Source organism: Burkholderia sp. LS-044 (assembly GCF_004803625.1).
Lineage (GTDB): Bacteria > Pseudomonadota > Gammaproteobacteria > Burkholderiales > Burkholderiaceae > Burkholderia > Burkholderia cepacia.
In genome coordinates this window covers 44,082-63,584 of record NZ_SSWO01000011.1, presented here as the reverse complement: position 1 = coordinate 63,584, position 19,503 = coordinate 44,082, and the positions used below count along the sequence as shown (strand labels likewise).

Below are 19,503 nucleotides of genomic sequence, written 5' to 3'. Positions count from 1 at the left end.
CCGCGGCCCCCGACCGGCCGCGCCAATGAAAAAGGGCCTGCGCGATGCAGGCCCTTTCGTTCAGCGGTCCGGCCGGTGTGCGGCGTTCAGAACGACGCGACCATCGAGCCCTTGAACTGCTTCTTGATGAATTCCCGCACTTCCTGCGACTGGTACGCCTTGACCAGCTTCTTCACCCACGGCTGGTCCTTGTCCTTCGCGCGCACGGCGATCAGGTTCGCGTACGGGCTCGTCAGCGATTCGAGCGCGATCGCGTCCTTGGTCGGCTGCAGGTTCGCGGCGAGCGCGTAGTTCGTGTTGATCACGGCCGCATCGACGTCCGACAGCACGCGCGGCAGTTGCGCGGCGTCGAGTTCGGAGATCTTCAGCTTCTTCGGGTTCTCGGCGATGTCGAGCACCGTCGCGTTGTTGCCGCCCGTGCCGGCGCCCGCCTTCAGCTTGATCACGCCTTGCGTCTGCAGCAGCAGCAGCGCGCGGTTCTCGTTCGACGGATCGTTCGGCACCGCGAGCTTCGCGCCTTGCGGCAGGTCCTTCAGCGTCTTGAACTTCTTCGAGTACACGCCGATCGGCGAGATGTAGGTCAGGCCCGCGCTGACGATCTTGTAGCCGCGCTGCTTCACCTGGCTGTCGAGGTAGGGCTGGTGCTGGAAGCTGTTCGCGTCGAGGTCGCCCGAATCGAGCGCCGCGTTCGGCTGCACGTAGTCGTTGAACTCGATGACCTTCACGTTCAGGCCTTCCTTCTCCTTCGCGACCTTCTGCACAAGCTGCCACACTTCCGCATCCGGGCCGGCCACTGTGCCGACCTTGATCACCTTGTCTTCGGCATGCGCGCCTGCCGACAGCGTCAGCGCTGCGCCGGTGGCCAGCACGGAAAATACCTTCAGGAGACTGCGACGCTTCATCTGTTTCTCGCTTTCTTGCTTACTGGAAATGGGGCGCGATACGGGTATGCCCCGACTCGCAGGAAGGGGCAAATGGTGTCACAGGATCGACGGGAAGTGAAATACATCCCGCTCATATGGGTATGCACCGCAGCGGTGCCGGCAGAGGCTGCGCGACTCGGCCGTTAGTTGCGTCTGAGCGACGTGCGCGTCAGCCGGTGCGCGTCACGCCACCGCACGGTCGGCCGCCTTCGTGCCGAATGCAGGCTCGCCCCTCTGCCCGCCGGCCCGGCGCGGCGACAGGCCGTCAGCATCGACAACCCGGAACGCGCCGACCGCATCGCGCAGCCGCGCGGCCTGTTCCTGCAGCGACGCGGCGGCCGCCGCCGCTTCCTCGACGAGCGCCGCGTTCTGCTGCGTCACCTGATCCATCTGCGTGACCGCGCGCCCGACCTGCGTGATGCCGCTCGCCTGCTCCTCGGACGCGGCCGCGATCTCGCCCATGATGTCGGTCACGCGCGCGACGGCCTGGAGGATCTCGCCCATCGTCGTGCCGGCCTGGCCGACCAGCGTCGAGCCGTTGCGCACGCGCTCGACCGAATCGACGATCAGCTCGCGGATCTCCTTCGCGGCCGTCGCGCTGCGCTGCGCGAGCGAGCGCACTTCGCCCGCGACCACCGCGAAGCCGCGGCCCTGCTCGCCCGCGCGCGCGGCTTCGACCGCCGCGTTCAGCGCGAGGATGTTGGTCTGGAACGCGATGCCCTCGATCACGCCGATGATGTCGGCGATCTTGCGCGAGCTGTCGTCGATCTCGCCCATCGTGCCGATCACGCGGTTCACGACGTCGCTCCCCGTGCGCGCGATCTCCGATGCGTTGTTCGCGAGCCCGCTCGCCTGTCGCGCGTTGTCGGCGTTCTGCTTCACCGTCGCGGTCAGCTGCTCCATGCTCGCGGCGGTTTCCTCCAGCGACGCGGCCTGCTCCTCGGTGCGCTGCGACAGGTCGTCGTTGCCGGCCGAGATCTGGCGGCTCGCCGACGCGATCGATCCGGCCGACTGGCGAATTCCGCCGATCGTCGCCTGCAGGCGGGCCTGCATGTCGTGCATCGCGGCCATCATGCTCGTACGGTCGCCCGCGCGCACGGGCACCGGCTGCGTCAGGTCGCCCTGCGCGATGCGTGCCGCGAGCGCGGCCGCTTCGTCGGGCTCGCCGCCGAGGCTGCCGCGCACGTTGCGGATGATCACCAGCATCGCCGCGCTGATCACGAAGCCGATCACGAGCACGACCGCGAGGTGGCCGAGCAGCGTCCGGTAATAGATGGTGTCGATGTCCTTCAGGAAGACGCCGCTCGAGATGTTCCAGTCCCACGGCGTGAAACGCGTGACGTAGCTGATCTTCGGCGCGGCGGTTTCGCTGTGCGGCAGGCGCCCGCGGTACTCGGCGAAGCCGCTGCCGGTTTCCTTCGCGGCGTTCAGGATCGTGACGAACAGCGGCTTGCCGTCCGGGTCGAGATAGTCGCCGACCTGCGTGCCGACCAGCTTCGGCAGCGTCGGATGCATCAGCACGACCGGCTTCGAATCCATCACGAACACGTAGCCCGAATCGCCATAGCGCATCGCGGCCAGGCTCGCGAGCGCGTCGCGCTTCGCGTCGGCCTCGGGCAGCGTGCCGCCCTGCGCGAGTGCGTGATACGCCTTCACGATGCCGGCCGCCGAGTCGACGAGATTCACGATGCCTGCCTTGCGTTCGGCGAGCATCGTCGCGCGCGTCTCGTACGCGCTCCATGCGCCGACGCCCAGGAGACCGATCCATACCAGCGCAAGCGCGAGCCACAGCTTGCGGTTCAAACTCATTCTGCTCATCTGCCGTGCCTTTGTCGATGTCGATGCGCACGCTGCGCGCGAACGGCCCGCCCCGCGCAAACGCTTGCCTTTTTATTTACGGCACCGAGGCTTACAACTTGAATACGCGCGGGTGCGGCGAACCGCCGGTCGGTCGGCCGCCCGCGGCGCGACAGCCCGCATCCGCTGTGCTAAAAAGACCGGCTGGCCGGCACACGAGGAGCCGGCACCATTCCGGGGGCCATCCATGTACGTCATCGACATCCACTACACCGCATCGCTCGAACACATCGACGATGCGCTCGAACGCCATCGCGCATTTCTGCAGCCGCAGTTCGACAAGGGCATCTTCATCGCGGCCGGGCCGAAGGTGCCGCGCGAAGGCGGCGTGATCCTCGCGGCCCGCATCGATCGCGACGAGCTCGACGCGATCCTGAAGACCGATCCGTTCGTCACCGAGGGGCTTGCCACGTATCGCGTGACGGAATTCCGGATCACGCGCGCCGCATCCGGCTTCAACGTACCCGCGCTGCCGTAACGCGACATGCGACGCGTGCGCGATGCACGCGCGCCGACACGCCGCCCGACGGGCAGCGCATGCCAACAACGAGGAGAGAACCAGGGTGACGGCGCGTGGCGGCCGTCACGCGCAACGCCGGGCCGGGCGCCCGGCGGCTGCCGGTCAGTCGACCAGCAGCTTCAGGTCGTGGACCCACGGGCCGGGGCCCTGGCCGTCGCGCACGAACAGGCGCAGCTTGCCGTCGCGGTCGAACACGTAGCTCGCGGCGGTGTGATCCATCGTGTAGCTGCCGGGCGTCTTGCCGGGCACCTTCGCGTAGTACACGCGGAAATCCTTCGTGACCTTCTTCAGCGCGGCTTCGTCGGCCGGCCGCAGGCCGATGAACGACGGATCGAACGCGGGCACGTACTGGCCGAGCAGCGCCGGCGTGTCACGCTCCGGGTCGACGGTGACGAACAGCACCTGCACGCGTTTCGCGGCATCGGGCCCGAGCTGTTTCAACGCTTCGGACAGCTCGGCCATCGTCGTCGGGCACACGTCCGGGCAATGCGTATAGCCGAAGAACATCACGACGGCCTTGCCCTTGAAATCGCCGAGCGTGCGCACCTTGCCGGCCGTATCGGGCAGCGAGAAGTCGCTGCCGAACTGCGTGTTGCCGGTGATGTCGAGATTCTGGAATTTCGGCGCGTTGTCGCATCCGGCGAGCAGCAGCGCTGCCGTGAATGCGCATGCGAGCATCCAGCCTTGGCGCGCGCGGCGCCCGAACCGTGATTGGAGCATTGCGTTCAAACCGTGCGGTTACACGCCGAGCAGCGGGCGTGCATAGTGATCGACGAGCAGCGCGGCAAACAGCAGCGACAGGTAGACGATCGAGTAGCGGAAGGCCTTGCGGGCGAGTTCGTCCGAATAGTCGCGATGGATCTTCCACGCATACGCGAGGAACACCGCGCCGAGCAGCACCGCGCTCGTCAGGTAGACGGCCCCGCTCATCCCGGAGATGAACGGCATCAGCGTGACCGCGAACAGGATCACCGTGTACAGCAGGATATGCAGCCGCGTGAACTTCTCGCCGTGCGTGACGGGCAGCATCGGCAGCCCCGCGTTCTCGTAATCCTTGCGGCGATACAGCGCGAGCACCCAGAAATGCGGCGGCGTCCACACGAAGATGATCAGCACGAGGATCCACGCGTCGCCCGGCACCGCGCCGGTGACCGCGGCCCACCCGAGCGCCGGCGGCATCGCGCCCGACGCGCCGCCGATCACGATGTTCTGCGGCGTCATCGGCTTGAGCAGCAGCGTGTAGATCACCGCATAACCGACGAAGGTGGCGATCGTCAGCCACATCGTCAGCGGGTTCGTGAACGTATAGAGCGTCCATGCGCCGACGCTGCCGAGCACGGCCGAGAACAGCAGGATCTGCGGCGTCGTGATCTCGCCGCGCGCGGACGGGCGCCACGCGGTACGGCGCATCATCGCGTCGATCTTCTGTTCGACGAGGCAGTTGATCGCGAACGCCGCGCCGGCCAGCAGCCAGATGCCGACCGTACCGCCGATCAGCACGTGCCACGGCACCATGCCCGGCGTCGCGAGGAACATGCCGATCACCGCGCAGAACACCGCGAGCTGCGTGACACGCGGCTTCGTCAGCGCCATGTACTGGGAAAAGCGGCTACCGGGCGATTGGGAGAGGGTGCTTTGCATGGGGGCGGTCACGCCGGGGCGGCGTCGCGCGCAGGCTGCGCGACACGGCCGGGGCGGCTTGAAAGGATGCGAAAGTTTAACATGACGACGAGCAGCAGCAGGATCGCGGCCCCGCCGTTGTGCGCGACGGCGACCGGCAGCGGCCACTGCAGCACGATGTTGGTCAGGCCCGTCACGAACTGCAGCAGGACGACCAGCAGCACGCCGTTCGCGGGGCGCCGCAGCGATTCGAAGCGGCGCATCTTCAGCGCGAACGCGACCAGATACGCGACCACGACGAACGCGAACGTGCGGTGCGTCCAGTGGATCGCCACCAGCGCGTCCTGCGTGATCGCGTCGCCGTCCTTCGTCATTCCGAGCGCGCGCCACAGGTGGAAGCCGTGCTGGAAGTCCATCGGCGGAATCCACTGGCCGTTGCAGGTCGGGAAGTCGGTGCATGCGAGCACCGCGTAGTTGGTGCTCACCCAGCCGCCGAGCGCGATCTGCACGACCAGCAGCACGAGCGCCGCGAGCGCGGCCGCGCGATAGCGGCCGGCTTCCGGATCGTACGACGGCAGCGGCGTCTGCCGCGCCGCAAGCCACCCGAGCGTGCCGAGCAGCGTGAGGCCGAGCAGCAGGTGGATCGTGACGATCACCGGCTGCAGCTTCATGGTGACCGTCCACGCGCCGAACGCGCCCTGCACGAGGATCAGCAGCAGCAGGCTCGTCGGCCACCACGGCGATACGTGCAGCGGGCGGCGGCGCAGCCTCGCGGACCACGCGATCACGACCTGCGCGATGATCAGCACGCCGATCGCCATCGCGAAATAGCGGTGGATCATCTCGATCCACGCCTTGGTCATGCTGACGGGGCCCGTCGGCATCGCCTGGTGCGCGGCCGTGATCGCGGCGTGCGCGATGAACGGCGACGACGTGCCGTAGCAGCCGGGCCAGTCAGGGCAGCCGAGCCCCGAGTCGGTCAGCCGCGTGAAGCCGCCGAACATCACGAGGTCGAGCGTCAGGAAGGTGGTGATCCACACCAGCTTGCGAAACTTGTTGTCGTCGGCCTTCACCCACACGTACGACAGCGGCAGCAGCGCGATGCACAGGCCGATCAGGCCGAGTTGCAGTAGATACGACATCGGTTCTTTGCCTCTCGTCTTGCCTTAGCCGATGCTCGACCACTTCAGCAGCTTCGTCACGTCCGACTTGATCTTGCTGGGGTTCGGATCCTTCGGGAAACGCATCATCAGGTTGCCGTTCGGGTCGACCATGTAGAGGTGGTCGCTGTCCTTCGTGCCGGCATCGGCCGGCAGCCATGCGGCCACCGCGGCCGGATCGGCGACGAGCCGGCGCGTGTCGGGATAGGCATCCAGCACCTTCTGCGGCATCGCGCCCGCATCGCTGCGCAGCCACACCATCGTGATCCGGTGCCGCTCGCCCGCCTGCGTCACGCGGATCTGGCGCATGAAATAGAGCTTCTGCGCGCATGCGTCGTCACACGCGCTGCGGTCGGTCATCACGAACAGCCACACGCCGCGCAGCGACGACAGCGGCACGGTCTTGCCGGTTTCGTCGGTCACCTGCAGATCCGCGGGGATCGGCCGCTGCGGCTCGATCAGCGTGCCGTAGTTCGTCGAGCCGCCCTTCGGCTTGATCACGTAATAGGTGAAGTACGACGCGATCATCGGTGCCGCGCACACGAGACCCAGCAGCACGAGCATCCAGCGGCCGCGCTTGCGGGCCGCCGGCGACATCGGCGCAGCGGCCGAACCCTGACGGGAAGATTGCATGGACAAATCAGACCTCTCGAAACGAACCCGCGGCGCCGGCGCCGCGTCCTGGCATGGCGCTCACGCGCCGGCCGACTTCTTCGCCGCACGCCGCGCGGCGTACAGGCCGAAGCCGAGCGCGGCCGCCGCCATCGCCCACCACTGAAACATGTAACCGTAATTGCGCTCGACGCCGGTCGTCGCCGCCGGCCAGTCGCGCACGAGCTTGTCGCCGTCGTCGCTCGTCTGCTGGATCACGAACGGCTGCAGCGGCAGCCCCGTTTCCTTCGCATACGCGGCGACGTCCAGGTTCTGCCGGATCTTCTGGTGCGCCGCCGACCCGCCTTCGCCGAGCTCGAACGCACGCGACGCGTCGGCGCGCGCGATGCCCACGATCTCGACGTCGCCCGCGGGCGTCGCGAACGGCTCGATCGCCGTGCGATCGGCGATATTGCGCGGCAGCCAGCCGCGGTTCACGAGCACGACGCCGCCGCCCGTGAGTTTAAACGGCATCACGACGTAAAAACCCGGCTGGTCGTTATACGGCCGATTGTCGAGGAACACCGCCTGTTCAGGCAGGAAACGGCCCTTCGCCCGCACACGGTGAAACTCGATCGACGCGAGCGGCATCGGCTGCGCGCCGACGTCGACGGGCGCCGCCTGCTCGTAGCGCTCGATGCTCGCCTGCAGCGCTTCCTTCTGGTGCGCGCGGTCGCGCTGCCAGAAACCGAGACGGATCGTGACCGCGACGACGACGAGAATCAGCAGCGCAGGCAGCCAGCGAATCTTCATCATGCAGCCCGCCCGGCTGGTGCCGGAACGCGAAGTGCGATAATTATCCTCTTCCTTCCGAATTGCCGCCGTCCGGTTCGTGTCATGCACATACTCGTTCCCATCGCCTTCGTCCTCATCATTGCCAGCATGGGCTCGGCGCTCTACTTCATGATGCACGACCGCGGCCACACGAAACGCATGGTCTGGTCGCTCGCCACCCGCGTCGGGCTGTCGGTCTCGCTGTTCCTGCTCATCCTGATCGCGAACTGGATGGGCTGGATCCATTCGACCGGCCTGCCGATCGGACGTTGATGCCGTTGCCGTGGTCGCCGCTGTGACATTTCGCCGCATGGCCGCGCCACCAAGCAAAAGCGCCGCCTGACTGAGTCGCGGCGGCGCCAGGGTGGTGTCGCTCGCAGCCTCGCTGCCGCGCCCACGACACCAATGAAAACGGCCCGCGCATTGCTGCGCGGGCCGTTTTTCCATTTACAGCCAGTAGACGACGACGTACAGGCCGAGCCAGACGACGTCGACGAAGTGCCAGTACCACGCGGCGCCTTCGAATGCGAAGTGGTGATCGGGCTTGAAGTGGCCGCGGATCATCCGCACCAGCACCACCGCGAGCATCGTGCCGCCGAGGAACACGTGGAAGCCGTGGAAGCCCGTCAGCAGGAAGAACGTCGAACCGTACACGCCCGAGTTCAGCGTCAGGTTCAGTTCGTTGTACGCGTGGTAGTACTCGAAGCCCTGCAGGAACAGGAAGCAGATACCGAACACGAGCGTCGCGGCCAGCCATGCGATCGCCTTCTTGCGATGGTCGTCACGCAGCGCGTGGTGCGAGATCGTCAGCGTCACGCCCGACGACAGCAGGAACGCGGTGTTCAGCGTCGGGATCGGCCACGGGCCCATCGTCTTGAAGTGACCGGCGAGTGCTGCCGGGCCTTCGTTCGGCCACACGGCGGAGAAATCCGGCCAGATCAGCTTGTAGTCGAGGCTGCCGAGCTGGTGCAGCGCGATTTCACGTGCATAGAACAGCGCGCCGAAGAACGCGCCGAAGAACATGACTTCCGAGAAGATGAACCAGCTCATGCTCCAGCGGTACGACTTGTCGACGTTCTTGCCGTAATGACCGCCTTCCGACTCGGCGATCGCGTCGCCGAACCAGTGATACAGCGTGAAGAGCAACCACAGCAGGCCGAGCAGTGCCGTAAACGGCGCCCAGTCGTGACCGTTGATCCACAGCGCCGCCGATCCGAGCATGACCAGCAGGCCGATGGCCGCACTGATCGGATGGTGCGACGGATGCGGCACGAAATAGTACGGGGTCTGGTTTTGACCGCTCATGCTTGATTCTCCACTTCTGTCCAATTTGTGTACCGGAAACCGCTCCGGCTTTATTTCTTGCGCGGCGTGACCGCCACCGCTCTTTCCTGCACGCGGCGCCGTGGCGCCGCGCACTGCATTCTTTCGTGGCCGCGCGCCTCAGCCCACGACGGCACGCACGATCAGGATCAGCACGCCGATGAACACACCGGCCGCCAGCAACGCGACAATCAGCACGTGCAGCGGATTCAGCTGCGTCGCGTCGGCCTCCAGGTCGCGCCGCTTGCGCACCCCGAAGAACGACCACAGCACGGCCTTCAGCGCCTGACCGAACGACCCGCCCCGCTTGACCTCCGTCATCGCCCCGCCTCCGTCGTCATGCGTCCGGCTTCGCCGCGCCCTGCGCCGCGGTCTTGCCCGGCGCCGGCGCCGGCGTGGCCGGCGTATTCAGCTCGAAGAACGTGTACGACAGCGTGATCGTCTTCACGTCCTTCGGCAGTTTCGGATCGATCACGAACACCACCGGCATCTTGCGCGATTCGTTCGCGGCCAGCGTCTGCTGCGTAAAGCAAAAGCACTCGATCTTCTTGAAGAACTCCGTCGCCTGCTTCGGCGCGTAGCTCGGAATCGCCTGTGCAACGACCGGCCTGCCCTGCCCGTTCGTCACGTCGTACACGATCGTCGTCAGCTCACCCGGATGCACGTCGAGGCTGTTGTGCTCCGGCTTGAAACCGAGCGGGCCGCGCGCATTCGCGTCGAACTCGACCGACACCGTGCGGCTGGTGTCGACCTGCGAATTCTTCACCTCGCGCTCGCTCACATCGCGCTGCACCAGGTTGTTGATGCCGGTGATCTGGCAGATCGCCCGGTACATCGGGATCAGCGCGAAGCCGAAACCGAACATCAGCCCGGCCACGACGAAGAGCTTCACCAGCATCGAACGATTGAACGCGCGATCGACGGCGCCCTCTTCCGGCTTCGACATACGACAACTTCCTCGCTACTGCGTCTGTTGCTGCATCAGTGAGTGGACAGCCACCACTGCTTGATCACGACACCCACAAAAAAAACGGCGGCGATGACGAGCAGGATGAGGCCGAGCCGCTTGTTGCCCGCGCGGATCTGCTCGGGCGTTCGTCTTTGTTGTGGATTCCGGTTCATCTGAAACTTCGCTGACATTTCAATTCCGCGCCCGCCGCGCCTGCCTGCGCGGCAGGCAACGGCGGAGCGCGGGGTGAAACTTATTCGACGTGCGGCGGTTGCTCGAACGTATGGAAGGGAGCCGGGCTCGGCACCGTCCACTCGAGGCCCGTCGCGCCGTCCCACGGCTTGTCCGACGCCTTTTCCAGCTCGCCGCCGCCACGGTAGGCCGGCAGCGCGACCGCGAACAGGAAGTACACCTGCGCGAGGCCGAAGCCGAATGCGCCGATCGTCGCGACCTGGTTGAAGTCCGTGAACTGCGCCGGGTAGTCCGCATAACGACGCGGCATGCCGGCGAGACCGACGAAGTGCATCGGGAAGAACGTCAGGTTGAAGAAGATCATCGACGACCAGAAGTGGATCTTGCCGCGCGTCTCGTTGTACATCCAGCCCGTCCACTTCGGCGCCCAGTAGTACCAGCCCGAGAACAGCGCGAACAGCGAGCCGGCCACCAGCACGTAGTGGAAGTGCGCCACCACGAAGTAGGTGCCGTGATACTGGATGTCGAGCGGCGCCATCGCGAGCATCAGGCCCGTGAGACCGCCAAACGTGAACACGAACAGGAAGCCGATCGCGAACAGCATCGGGGTTTCGAAGGTCATCGAGCCGCGCCACATCGTCGCGAGCCAGTTGAACACCTTCACGCCCGTCGGCACCGCGATCAGCATCGTCGCGTACATGAAGAACAGCTGGCCGGTGACCGGCATGCCCGTTGCGAACATGTGGTGCGCCCAGACCATGAACGACAGGATCGCGATCGAAGCCGTCGCGTACACCATCGAGCTATAGCCGAACAGCGTCTTGCGTGCGAACGCCGGGATCACCTGCGACACGATCCCGAACGCCGGCAGAATCATGATGTACACCTCGGGGTGGCCGAAGAACCAGAAGATGTGCTGGTACATCACCGGGTCGCCGCCGCCTGCCGCGTTGAAGAACGACGTGCCGAAGTGACGGTCGAACAGCACCATCGTGATCGCGCCCGCCAGAACCGGCATCACCGCGATCAGCAGGTACGCCGTGATCAGCCACGTCCATGCGAACATCGGCATCTTCATCAGCGTCATGCCCGGTGCGCGCATGTTCAGGATCGTCACGACGATGTTGATCCCGCCCATGATCGACGACGCACCCATGATGTGCACCGCGAAGATCGCGAAGTCCATGCCCGGGCCCATCTGCGTCGACAGCGGCGCGTAGAGCGTCCAGCCGGCGGCCGTCGCGCCGCCCGGCGCGAAGAACGAACCGACCAGCAGCACGGCAGCGACCGGCAGCAGCCAGAAGCTGAAGTTGTTCATCCGCGCGAACGCCATGTCGGATGCGCCGATCTGCAGCGGAATCATCCAGTTCGCGAAGCCGACGAACGCCGGCATGATCGCGCCGAACACCATGATCAGGCCGTGCATCGTCGTGAGTTCGTTGAAGAACTCCGGACGCATGATCTGCAGGCCCGGCTCGAACAGCTCGGCCCGGATGCCGAGGGCCATCACGCCGCCCGACAGGAACATGATGAACGAGAACAGCAGGTACAGCGTACCGATGTCCTTGTGGTTGGTGGCGAACAGCCAGCGCCGCCAGCCGTGCGGCATTTCGTGCGCGTGGTCGTCGTGCGCGTGGTCCGCGGCTACGTCGTGCCCGATGCTAGACATGAGAATCTCCTAATGCGAATACGTCGACTAACTCAGCGACACGTCAAGCCGCCGGCCCGATCTCGACACGCCGGGCTTCCTTCGCGTCCGCCCCGCCCGTGATCGTTTCCGGCTTTTTGAGAATAATGTGGTCTTCCGCCACGCCTGCTGCCTTCAGCGCGTCGCGCACGGCTTGCGCGCGATGCTTTGCCAGTTCGGCGTTCGCGTCGGCCGAGCCCGTCTTGTCGGTAAAGCCCGACAGCGCGAGCTTCGCGTCCGGATGTGCCTTCGCATAGTCGGCCGCGGCGGCGATCGCCGCTTTCGCGTCGGCCGGCAGCACGCTCTTGCCCGTTTCGAAGTAGATCGTCGACAGTGCGGCCGATGCCGACGCTGCCGCCGGCTGTTCGGCTGCGCCCGACGCGGCTTGCGCCGGCGCCGAAGCCGCGTCGGCCGGTGCTGCGGCGCCTGCGGTGTCTTCCGGCATCTTGCCGTTACGCGCGTCGGCCACTTGCTTCGGCTGCAGCAGGTCGTTCTTGTGGTTGCCCCACGAGTTGCGTTCGTACGTGATGACCGAAGCGATGTCGAGATCCGACAGCGATGCCCACGACGGCATCGCGCCCTTGCCGTGCAGCACGCGCTCGACGTGGCCGGCGATCGGGCCGTTCACGATCGGGCTGCCGTCCATGGCCGGGAATGCGCCGAGGCCCTTGCCGCTCACCTGGTGGCAGGCCGCGCAGTTCGCCTTGTAGACTTCCTCGCCGTGCGCGACGAGTTCGGCCATCGTGTAGACCTTGTTCGGATCGACTGCGGCGCCGGCCAGCTTGGCCTTCTGCGCGGTGACCCACTTCGCGTAGTCTTCGTCCGACAGGACTTCGACGACGACCGGCATGTACGCGTGTTCCTTGCCGCACAGCTCGGTACAGAAACCGCGGAACGTACCGACCTTGTCGGCCTTGAACCACGTGTCGCGCACGAAGCCGGGGATCGCATCCTGCTTCACGCCGAACGCGGGCACGTACCACGAGTGGACGACGTCGTTCGCGGTCGTGATGATGCGGATCTTCTTGTTGACCGGCACGACGAGCGGGTTGTCGACTTCCTGCAGGTAGGTGTCGGTGATCGGCTTCTTGCCCATCACTTCGTCACGCGGGGTGCTGAGCGTCGACAGGAAGCCGATGCCCTCGCCCGGGCCCTTCACGTAGTCGTAGCCCCACTTCCACTGGTAGCCGGTGACCTTGATCGTGAGATCGGCGTTGGTCGTGTCCTTCATCGCGACGACGGCCTTCGTCGCCGGCAGCGCCATCAGCACGACGATGACGAACGGCACGATCGTCCAGATGATCTCGACGGTCGTGCTTTCATGGAAATTGGCGGCCTTGTGGCCCTTGGATTTGCGGTGCGCGAAGATCGAATAGAACATCACGCCGAACACGCCGACGAAGATCACCGTACACAGGATCAGCATCATCGTGTGGAGATCGTAGAGCTCCTCGGCGATTTTCGTGACCGGCGGCTGAAAGTTGATCTCGTTGACGCGGGGGCCGCCCGGGCTATCACCGACCGCCAGGGCGGCACCGGCAAAGAGCAATCCGCTGCATGCCAGCACGCCCGTGAGGGCTCGCTTGATTGTTTTCATAGCATCCTTACCCAAAATTTCCATTCAAACCCTCCCCCGTCGCAAGCCTCCGGCCCGTTTCCGGCCAGTGCCCGCGCCTCGTCAGCCGCAGCGCCTGAGCGATGCGCGCAGTTCGTCCGCGAACTGCGCACGCTTGTACTGCGCGAGATGCTGCCCGATTACGACGGTCTGCCCGCGCGATACCAGCCGAATCGGATCGCGTGGCGTCGCACCCGGCTCGACCCGCACCCAGCGCGGGTTGAATTCGATCTGCGTGAGCCGCTCCGCATCCATCCGCTCGATCACGAGCCGGTGCGGATACAGCCTGATGCGTTCGTAATCGACCGCATGGCGAGCATAGATCGCAAATGCGACACCCACCGCCAGCAACTCGATTCCGGTGAAGGGCATGACGAGCCAGGCCCCCCGCCACATCAGCAATGTCGCGATCACCAGCGAGAAGCCCGCGAGCGACGCGTAAAACAGCACGAACTGGCGCGGCGACGCCGAACAGTTGCGTTTCATCAGCCAGTCTTCGAGGACCGGCTCGCCGTTCGTCGTCTCCGTCAAAACCCTCGCTGCTTCCATCGCCGCCTCACGCGAATGGCATGCGATGCATGCCTGCATCGGACTCGTCGCCCCGTATTGCGGGGACCCCGGGACGACAAGCTGACGCATTATAGGCGGGTTCAATGGCATCCACAAGCAAGCGGCTATCGCCCCGCAAGCCAAGCGCGACAAGCTTTCCGGCCATTTCAGGCGCCAATTCGACCCCGCTTTGCGCCGCTAATTTCAGACATAACAAAACCCCTCTTTACCGCTCTACCGATTCTTCGGACGCCCCTTTCCGATGTCCTCGATGCGCACGATCCCGTGCCCCTCGGCGGTCGTGCGCGGCACGGCCTTCCACGCGTGGCCGTAGATCACTTCGAACGTCAGGGCGATCGTGCCGTCCGCGCGCCGGCGCGCCTCCAGCGCGTCGCCGAGCGCCGCGCGAAAGCGCCGGGTCGCGCGCTGCGGCGCCTCGCGCTCGAACGGATAGGCGCCCCAGCGGCGCACGTCGGCCAGCAGGGAGTCGGGGGTCTTGTAGGTGACGGTCAGCACTTCCTGATCCATCACGGGAATCTCGAAGCCGCTCTCGACGAGCATGTCGCCGAGGTCGTGCATGTCGACGAAATCGATCACGCGCGCGGCGGGCGGCGCGATGCCGAGCGCCGCTTCCGCATCCGCGCAGGCCGCGCGCAGTTCGCGCAGCGTGTCGGGGCCGAGCGTGCTGAACATCAGCAGCCCGTTCACGCGCAGCACGCGCTGCCATTCGGGCAGCACCGTGTCCGGACGCGAATGCCAGTGGAGCGCGAGATTCGACCAGATCAGGTCGAACGCGCCGCCCGGGAACGGCAGCGCGGCGAAATCGGCCTGGGCGACGCGGGGACCGCGCTGGCCCAGCGCACGGCCGAGCGAGGCCGGCAGCCAGCGGCGCCAGCTCGTCTGCTCGACCTCGCGCTGACCGGCTCGCGCGAGCATCGCGCCGGACAGGTCGACGCCGAATACGGGTGCCTCCGGAAAGCGCGCGCGCAGCGCCGGCAGGTCGTCCCCCGGGCCGCAGCCCGCGTCCAGCACGGCCGCGGGGCTTACCTTGATGTATTCGAGGCGCTCGTTCATCCGCTGCGCGATCTCGCGCGGCAGGAACGCGACCGCGTCGAACGTGGCGGCGCGGCGGTCGAAGATCCGCCGCAGGCGCCTTGCGTCATTGGCCGGACGGCCGGTTGAAGTCGAAGCTGGGGACATGTCGGGCACACTGGCGAAGAGCCCGAAGTATACTCGCTCGCCCCGCGGGCTTCATTGAGGCGGGGTGTCAGGAGTGTTGCGATGATCCGCAGTTCCGCCCGGCGCACGATGCGCGTCGCTTTGTCGCAGGTTCGCGCGCTGGCCGCGCGCGTCGCCGCGGTCGCGCTGCCGAATCGCTGCGCACTGTGCGGCAATTTGTCACACACGATGATTTGCGTCGCCTGCGACGCCGCGTACTGGAACGAAGCGCGGCTACGCTGCGGCGTCTGCGCGATACCGCTGGGCATCGGGCAACCGCGTTCGCACCGGTCCCGCGGCGCTCGCGCCGGCAGTGCGGACGCGTACCGTTGCGACGCGTGCCGTGCGGCACCGCCGCCGTTCGATTCGACGCTCGCGCTGGCGGATTACCGCGCGCCGCTCGACGGGCTCGCGCGCGGCCTGAAGTTTCACCGGCAACTCGCGCTCGGCGCCGAATTCGCGGCACGGCTCGCGCGGCTGATCGACGATACGCCCGGCGCCAGCGGCTTCGACCTGGTGGCGCCGGTGCCGCTGTCGCACCGGCGGCTCGTCGCGCGCGGCTACAACCAGGCGTGGGCGATCGCGCGCCCGCTCGCGTGTCGGCTCGGGGTGCGCGCGGATGCGGCGCTGCTCGCACGCGTCGCCGACACCGCGCCGCAGTCGCGGCTCGACCGGCACGCACGGCGCGACAACGTGATCGCGGCATTCGCGGTGGCGGGCGGCGTCGCCGGTCGCCACGTTGCGCTCGTCGACGACGTGATGACGTCCGGCGCGACGCTCGCGGCCGCCGCGCACGCACTGAAGGCGGCGGGCGCCGCACGCGTGACGAATCTGGTTGCGCTGCGCACCGCCAGGGATTAATTAGATAGAGAGGCCGACCGACCGGACACGGCGGCGGCCGTCACGAACCGGCCGGCCGGGAACGCGCGCGTAGCGCCGCCCCGGCCGGCCCAGCCAAACCGAAACATGTTCAACGTCGTCCTCGTCGCCCCCGAAATCCCGCCGAACACCGGCAACGTGATCCGCCTGTGCGCCAACACGGGCGCGCGCCTGCACCTGATCGAGCCGCTCGGCTTCCCGCTCGACGACGCGCGGATGCGCCGCGCGGGCCTCGACTATCACGAGTATGCGCAGATGCGCGTGCACCGCGACTGGGACGCGTTCATCGCGGCGGAAACGCCCGATCCGGCGCGAATGTTCGCGTTCACGACACGCGGCTCGGGCCGCTTCCACGATCATGCATTCCTGCCCGGCGACTGGTTCGTGTTCGGCTCGGAGACGCGCGGCCTGCCCGCCGAGCTGCTCGAGCGCTTCCCGAACGAACAGCGCGTGCGCCTGCCGATGCGGCCGGACAACCGCAGCCTGAACCTGTCGAACACGGTCGCGGTGGTCGTGTTCGAGGCGTGGCGCCAGGCCGGGTTCGAAGGCGGCGCATGACGCCGGGACGGCGCCTCCCGCCCCGCGGAAGGCGTCACGTCCGCGCGAGCCGCGCGCGGTACAGGTCGTAGATGTCGGGGGAAAAGCACGCGAACACCACGCGTGCGAGGTTCGGCGCCTGCGGCAGCATTTCGGCGACGGTGCCCACGGCGATGTCGACGGCTTCTTCGGCCGGATAGCGATAGATTCCGCAGCTGATCGCCGGGAACGCGATCGACGTCGCCGCGACCTCCTCGGCCAGCTCGATCGCGCGGCGGTAGCACGACGCGAGCAGGTCGGCCTCGCCGCGCCCGCCGCCATGCCACACGGGCCCGACTGCATGGATCACGTAGCGCGCCGGCAGCCCGTGGCCGCGCGTGAGCCTGGCGTCGCCCGTGTCGCAGCCGCCGAGCGTGCGGCACTCGGCGAGCAGGCCGGGGCCGGCCGCGCGGTGGATCGCGCCGTCGACGCCGCCCCCGCCGAGCAGCGAGCCGTTCGCGGCGTTGACGATCGCGTCGACATCGAGCGTCGTGATGTCGACGATCTGCGCATCGAGCGTGGTGGAATGGATCTGCAGCATGACAACCTCCCGGAGCGCCGGAGACTGTTCAAGCGTAGCGCGCTTTGACGCCGTGCGCCCGCGGCGAACACGGCACCGGGCGGCGCCGGGCCGCGCTACTCGGCGCGCGCGTCGCGCCGCAGCAGGCCGCTGACGGCGTCGCGCGGCGCGATGCCGTCGAACAGCACGCCGCACACGGCTTCGGTGATCGGCATTTCGATCGACTGCGCGCGCGCGATGGCCAGCACGGCCTGCGCACAGCGCACGCCTTCGGCCACGTGGCCGAGCGCGCCGAGGATATCGTTCAGCGTGCGGCCGGCCGCCAGTTGCAGGCCGACCGTGCGGTTGCGCGACAGGTCGCCCGTCGCGGTGAGGATCAGGTCGCCGAGGCCGGTCAGGCCCGTGAAGGTTTCCGCACGGCCGCCGAGCGCGACGCCCAGCCGCGACATTTCGGCGAGGCCGCGCGTGATCAGCGCGGCACGCGCGTTCAGCCCGAGGCCGAGGCCGTCGGCGATACCGGTCGCGATCGCGAGCACGTTCTTCACCGCGCCGCCGACTTCGACGCCGACCACGTCGTCACCCGTATAGATCCGCATCGCGCCGTGATGGAACGCGGCGAGCGTGCGCTCGCGGCATTCGGCGGACGTACTCGCCACCGTCAGCGCGACGGGCAGCGACTGCCCGACCTCGCGTGCGAAGCTCGGCCCCGACAGCACGCCGTTGCTGTGCTGTTCGGGCAGCTCGGCCGCGATCACCTGGTGCGGCAGCAGATGCGTGTCGGCCTCGAAGCCCTTGCAGACCCAGACGATGTGCGCGGGCACGCAGCCCGCGGCGCGCATCGCGTGACACAGCGTGCGCAGCCCGGCCACCGGCGCGGCGATCACGCACAGAGCGTCGTCCGCGGCGCCGTGCGCGAGCGCGGCGCCGAGATCGGCGTCGTAGCGCAACGCGTCAGGCAGCGCGATGCCGTCCAGGTAGCGGGAATTTTCGTGCCGGGCCTGCAGCCCGGCGATGAGCGCGGCATCGCGCGCCCACAGAAGCGTATCGTGCCGCGCGGCCAGATGGCCCGCGAGCGCGGTGCCCCAGGCACCGGCGCCGAGAACGGCTACTTTCATACCCAGCACCGGTCCTCCGAGTAAAACGTCAGTTCAGCGTCGTGCCGTTCGGCGCGCCTGCTGCGTCGCCGGCCTGCTGCTGAAGCTGCGCGAGACGCTGTTCGTACAGCGCCTGGAAGTTGATTTCCGCCAGGTGGATCGGCGGGAAGCCCGCGCGCGTGATCGCGTCGGCGATGTTCGAACGCAGGTACGGGAACAGGATCGTCGGGCACGCGATGCCGACGAGCGGGTCGAGCTGTTCGTCCGGAATGTTGCGGATGTCGAAAATGCCGGCCTGCTTCGCTTCGATCAGGAACGCGACCTTGTCCTTCACCTTCGCGGTGACGGTGCCCGACACGACGACTTCGAACACGCTTTCCGCGAGGCGGTCGGCCTTCACGTCGACTTCGACTTCAACCGACGGCATGTCCTGCTCGAGGAAGATCGCCGGCGAATTCGGCTGCTCGAGCGACATATCCTTCAGGTAGACGCGCTGGATGTTGAAGAACGGTTGGTTTTCGACGTCGGACATGGTGTTTCCCTAAAAGTGGTGACGGGGCGGCCCGGCTTCGCGCCGGCCGCCACGGATGAATCCTGCGCGCCCAAGCCGCGGCGCGGCCGGCGGCCATTCTGCCCTATTCAGGCCGCTTGCAGAAGCGGAACGAGCCCGCCTTCGCGGTCGAGCTTCGACAGATCGTCGTAGCCGCCGACGTGCGTGTCGCCGATATAGATCTGCGGCACCGTGCGGCGCCCCGTGCGCGACATCATTTCGTCGCGGCGGGCCGGATCGCGGTCGATCAGCACCTTCTCGATCTGCTCGACACCGCGCAGCTTCAGCAGGCGCTCGGCCTGGATGCAATACGGACACACCTGCGTGCTGTACATCAAAACCTTGTTCACTTCGCCACTCCTTGTTTGACGACCGGCATCCCGGCCTGCTGCCAGGCAGCCACGCCGCCCTCGAGCACGTGCACCTCGGCGTAGCCCGCCGCCTCGACCTCGCGCGCCGCCTTCTGCGACTGCTGGCCGTTCTGGCAGACGAGCAGCACCGGCGTGCTCTTGTTCTTCGCGACCTGCGCGATCTTCGCGCCGATCTCGCCCGCCGCGACCTGACGGGCCGACGGCAGGTGGCCGGCCGCGAAATCGGACGCGGCGCGCACGTCGATCACGACCGCGTTGCGGCGGTTGATGAGTTGCGTCGCCTCCGCGGCCGACAGGCCGCCGCGACCGCGGCGCAGCGCGGGCCAGGCCAGCAGGCCGCCGGATACCACCAGGATCGCGATAAGGGCCAGGTTGGTGTAATCGGTAAAGAACGTCACGGAATTCCGCCGGAAAAAGAGAAATCGGATAAGGACAATCCCGCCATTATAAAATAACCGTCTTGCGCGATGGCGGG

At 67.0% G+C, this 19,503-nt stretch carries 23 protein-coding genes and 1 pseudogene; 4 read left to right on the top strand and 20 right to left on the bottom strand.

All coding sequences use genetic code 11. The features are described 5' to 3' along the window. Positions 1-86: 86 nt before the first annotated feature. Positions 87-902, bottom strand: a complete 816-nt coding sequence (locus E9536_RS26195) for a MetQ/NlpA family ABC transporter substrate-binding protein (protein ID WP_027789069.1) — start codon at positions 900-902, stop codon at positions 87-89. A 204-nt stretch (positions 903-1,106) separates the two neighbouring features. Further along, positions 1,107-2,741 (bottom strand): methyl-accepting chemotaxis protein, encoded by a 1,635-nt coding sequence (locus E9536_RS26190; RefSeq protein WP_060084191.1) that lies wholly within the window; start codon positions 2,739-2,741, stop codon positions 1,107-1,109. A gap of 226 nt (positions 2,742-2,967) precedes the next feature. On the opposite strand from E9536_RS26190, the gene E9536_RS26185 reads away from it, so the two are divergent. Then, positions 2,968-3,258, top strand: coding sequence for a YciI family protein (locus E9536_RS26185; RefSeq protein WP_021163754.1), 291 nt, complete (start codon positions 2,968-2,970; stop codon positions 3,256-3,258). Between the two features lie 144 nt (positions 3,259-3,402). On the opposite strand, the gene E9536_RS26180 is transcribed toward E9536_RS26185, so the two are convergent. From E9536_RS26180 to E9536_RS26160, 5 genes and pseudogenes are all read right to left on the bottom strand, one after another. Next, positions 3,403-4,020, bottom strand: a complete 618-nt coding sequence (locus E9536_RS26180; RefSeq protein WP_042978155.1) for an SCO family protein — start codon at positions 4,018-4,020, stop codon at positions 3,403-3,405. A gap of 18 nt (positions 4,021-4,038) precedes the next feature. After that, positions 4,039-4,941: a heme o synthase gene (gene cyoE / locus E9536_RS26175; RefSeq protein ID WP_006477738.1), complete on the bottom strand. Its 903-nt coding sequence runs from the start codon at positions 4,939-4,941 to the stop codon at positions 4,039-4,041. An 8-nt stretch (positions 4,942-4,949) separates the two neighbouring features. Continuing rightward, on the bottom strand, positions 4,950-6,062 hold the full coding sequence (locus tag E9536_RS26170; RefSeq protein WP_021163752.1) for a COX15/CtaA family protein: 1,113 nt from the start codon (positions 6,060-6,062) through the stop codon (positions 4,950-4,952). Positions 6,063-6,086: 24 nt separating this feature from the next. Beyond that, positions 6,087-6,659: pseudogene (locus E9536_RS26165) on the bottom strand (cytochrome C oxidase subunit I); the annotation flags it as partial. Between the two features lie 114 nt (positions 6,660-6,773). Further along, positions 6,774-7,484 carry an SURF1 family protein gene (locus E9536_RS26160; protein WP_059489878.1) on the bottom strand — a complete coding sequence of 237 codons (711 nt, stop codon included), beginning with the start codon at positions 7,482-7,484 and terminating at the stop codon, positions 6,774-6,776. Between the two features lie 84 nt (positions 7,485-7,568). On the opposite strand from E9536_RS26160, the gene E9536_RS26155 reads away from it, so the two are divergent. Then, on the top strand, positions 7,569-7,778 hold the full coding sequence (locus tag E9536_RS26155) for a twin transmembrane helix small protein (protein ID WP_011353273.1): 210 nt from the start codon (positions 7,569-7,571) through the stop codon (positions 7,776-7,778). Between the two features lie 174 nt (positions 7,779-7,952). Here the strand turns inward: E9536_RS26155 and E9536_RS26150 are convergent, their stop codons facing one another. From E9536_RS26150 to E9536_RS26120, 8 genes are all read right to left on the bottom strand, one after another. Continuing rightward, positions 7,953-8,810 carry a cytochrome c oxidase subunit 3 gene (locus tag E9536_RS26150; RefSeq protein ID WP_027789064.1) on the bottom strand — a complete coding sequence of 286 codons (858 nt, stop codon included), beginning with the start codon at positions 8,808-8,810 and terminating at the stop codon, positions 7,953-7,955. A gap of 138 nt (positions 8,811-8,948) precedes the next feature. Next, positions 8,949-9,149 (bottom strand): DUF2970 domain-containing protein, encoded by a 201-nt coding sequence (locus E9536_RS26145; protein WP_021163748.1) that lies wholly within the window; start codon positions 9,147-9,149, stop codon positions 8,949-8,951. Between the two features lie 16 nt (positions 9,150-9,165). Continuing rightward, positions 9,166-9,774, bottom strand: coding sequence for a cytochrome c oxidase assembly protein (locus E9536_RS26140; protein ID WP_011353276.1), 609 nt, complete (start codon positions 9,772-9,774; stop codon positions 9,166-9,168). 35 nt (positions 9,775-9,809) lie between these two features. Then, on the bottom strand, positions 9,810-9,950 hold the full coding sequence (locus tag E9536_RS41580) for a cytochrome oxidase small assembly protein (RefSeq protein WP_027789063.1): 141 nt from the start codon (positions 9,948-9,950) through the stop codon (positions 9,810-9,812). An 80-nt stretch (positions 9,951-10,030) separates the two neighbouring features. Further along, positions 10,031-11,638, bottom strand: a complete 1,608-nt coding sequence (gene ctaD / locus E9536_RS26135) for a cytochrome c oxidase subunit I (protein ID WP_014895962.1) — start codon at positions 11,636-11,638, stop codon at positions 10,031-10,033. 43 nt (positions 11,639-11,681) lie between these two features. Then, positions 11,682-13,277, bottom strand: coding sequence for a cytochrome c oxidase subunit II (gene coxB, locus E9536_RS26130; RefSeq protein ID WP_059695036.1), 1,596 nt, complete (start codon positions 13,275-13,277; stop codon positions 11,682-11,684). Between the two features lie 57 nt (positions 13,278-13,334). After that, the gene (locus tag E9536_RS26125) at positions 13,335-13,859 is read right to left on the bottom strand and encodes a DUF2244 domain-containing protein (RefSeq protein ID WP_060084168.1); all 525 of its coding nucleotides are present in this window, start codon (positions 13,857-13,859) and stop codon (positions 13,335-13,337) included. Positions 13,860-14,054: 195 nt separating this feature from the next. Further along, complete coding sequence (locus E9536_RS26120) at positions 14,055-15,020, bottom strand: methyltransferase domain-containing protein (protein WP_027789060.1); 966 nt, start codon at positions 15,018-15,020, stop codon at positions 14,055-14,057. 81 nt (positions 15,021-15,101) lie between these two features. On the opposite strand from E9536_RS26120, the gene E9536_RS26115 reads away from it, so the two are divergent. Further along, a complete protein-coding gene (locus tag E9536_RS26115; protein WP_136471174.1) occupies positions 15,102-15,899 on the top strand; it encodes a phosphoribosyltransferase family protein in 798 nt (265 codons plus the stop codon). Positions 15,900-16,004: 105 nt separating this feature from the next. Next, positions 16,005-16,475, top strand: a complete 471-nt coding sequence (trmL, locus tag E9536_RS26110; protein WP_021164234.1) for a tRNA (uridine(34)/cytosine(34)/5-carboxymethylaminomethyluridine(34)-2'-O)-methyltransferase TrmL — start codon at positions 16,005-16,007, stop codon at positions 16,473-16,475. Positions 16,476-16,509: 34 nt separating this feature from the next. On the opposite strand, the gene E9536_RS26105 is transcribed toward trmL, so the two are convergent. From E9536_RS26105 to E9536_RS26085, 5 genes are all read right to left on the bottom strand, one after another. Beyond that, complete coding sequence (locus tag E9536_RS26105) at positions 16,510-17,034, bottom strand: O-acetyl-ADP-ribose deacetylase (RefSeq protein WP_060084166.1); 525 nt, start codon at positions 17,032-17,034, stop codon at positions 16,510-16,512. A gap of 95 nt (positions 17,035-17,129) precedes the next feature. After that, positions 17,130-18,128 carry an NAD(P)H-dependent glycerol-3-phosphate dehydrogenase gene (locus E9536_RS26100; protein ID WP_027789057.1) on the bottom strand — a complete coding sequence of 333 codons (999 nt, stop codon included), beginning with the start codon at positions 18,126-18,128 and terminating at the stop codon, positions 17,130-17,132. A 28-nt stretch (positions 18,129-18,156) separates the two neighbouring features. Further along, on the bottom strand, positions 18,157-18,639 hold the full coding sequence (secB, locus tag E9536_RS26095) for a protein-export chaperone SecB (RefSeq protein ID WP_136471172.1): 483 nt from the start codon (positions 18,637-18,639) through the stop codon (positions 18,157-18,159). Positions 18,640-18,746: 107 nt separating this feature from the next. After that, a complete protein-coding gene (gene grxC / locus E9536_RS26090) occupies positions 18,747-19,007 on the bottom strand; it encodes a glutaredoxin 3 (RefSeq protein WP_021164237.1) in 261 nt (86 codons plus the stop codon). Further along, positions 19,004-19,426 (bottom strand): rhodanese-like domain-containing protein, encoded by a 423-nt coding sequence (locus tag E9536_RS26085; RefSeq protein ID WP_021164238.1) that lies wholly within the window; start codon positions 19,424-19,426, stop codon positions 19,004-19,006. Before E9536_RS26085 ends, grxC begins: the two co-directional genes overlap by 4 nt. Between the last annotated feature and the right edge of the window lie 77 nt (positions 19,427-19,503).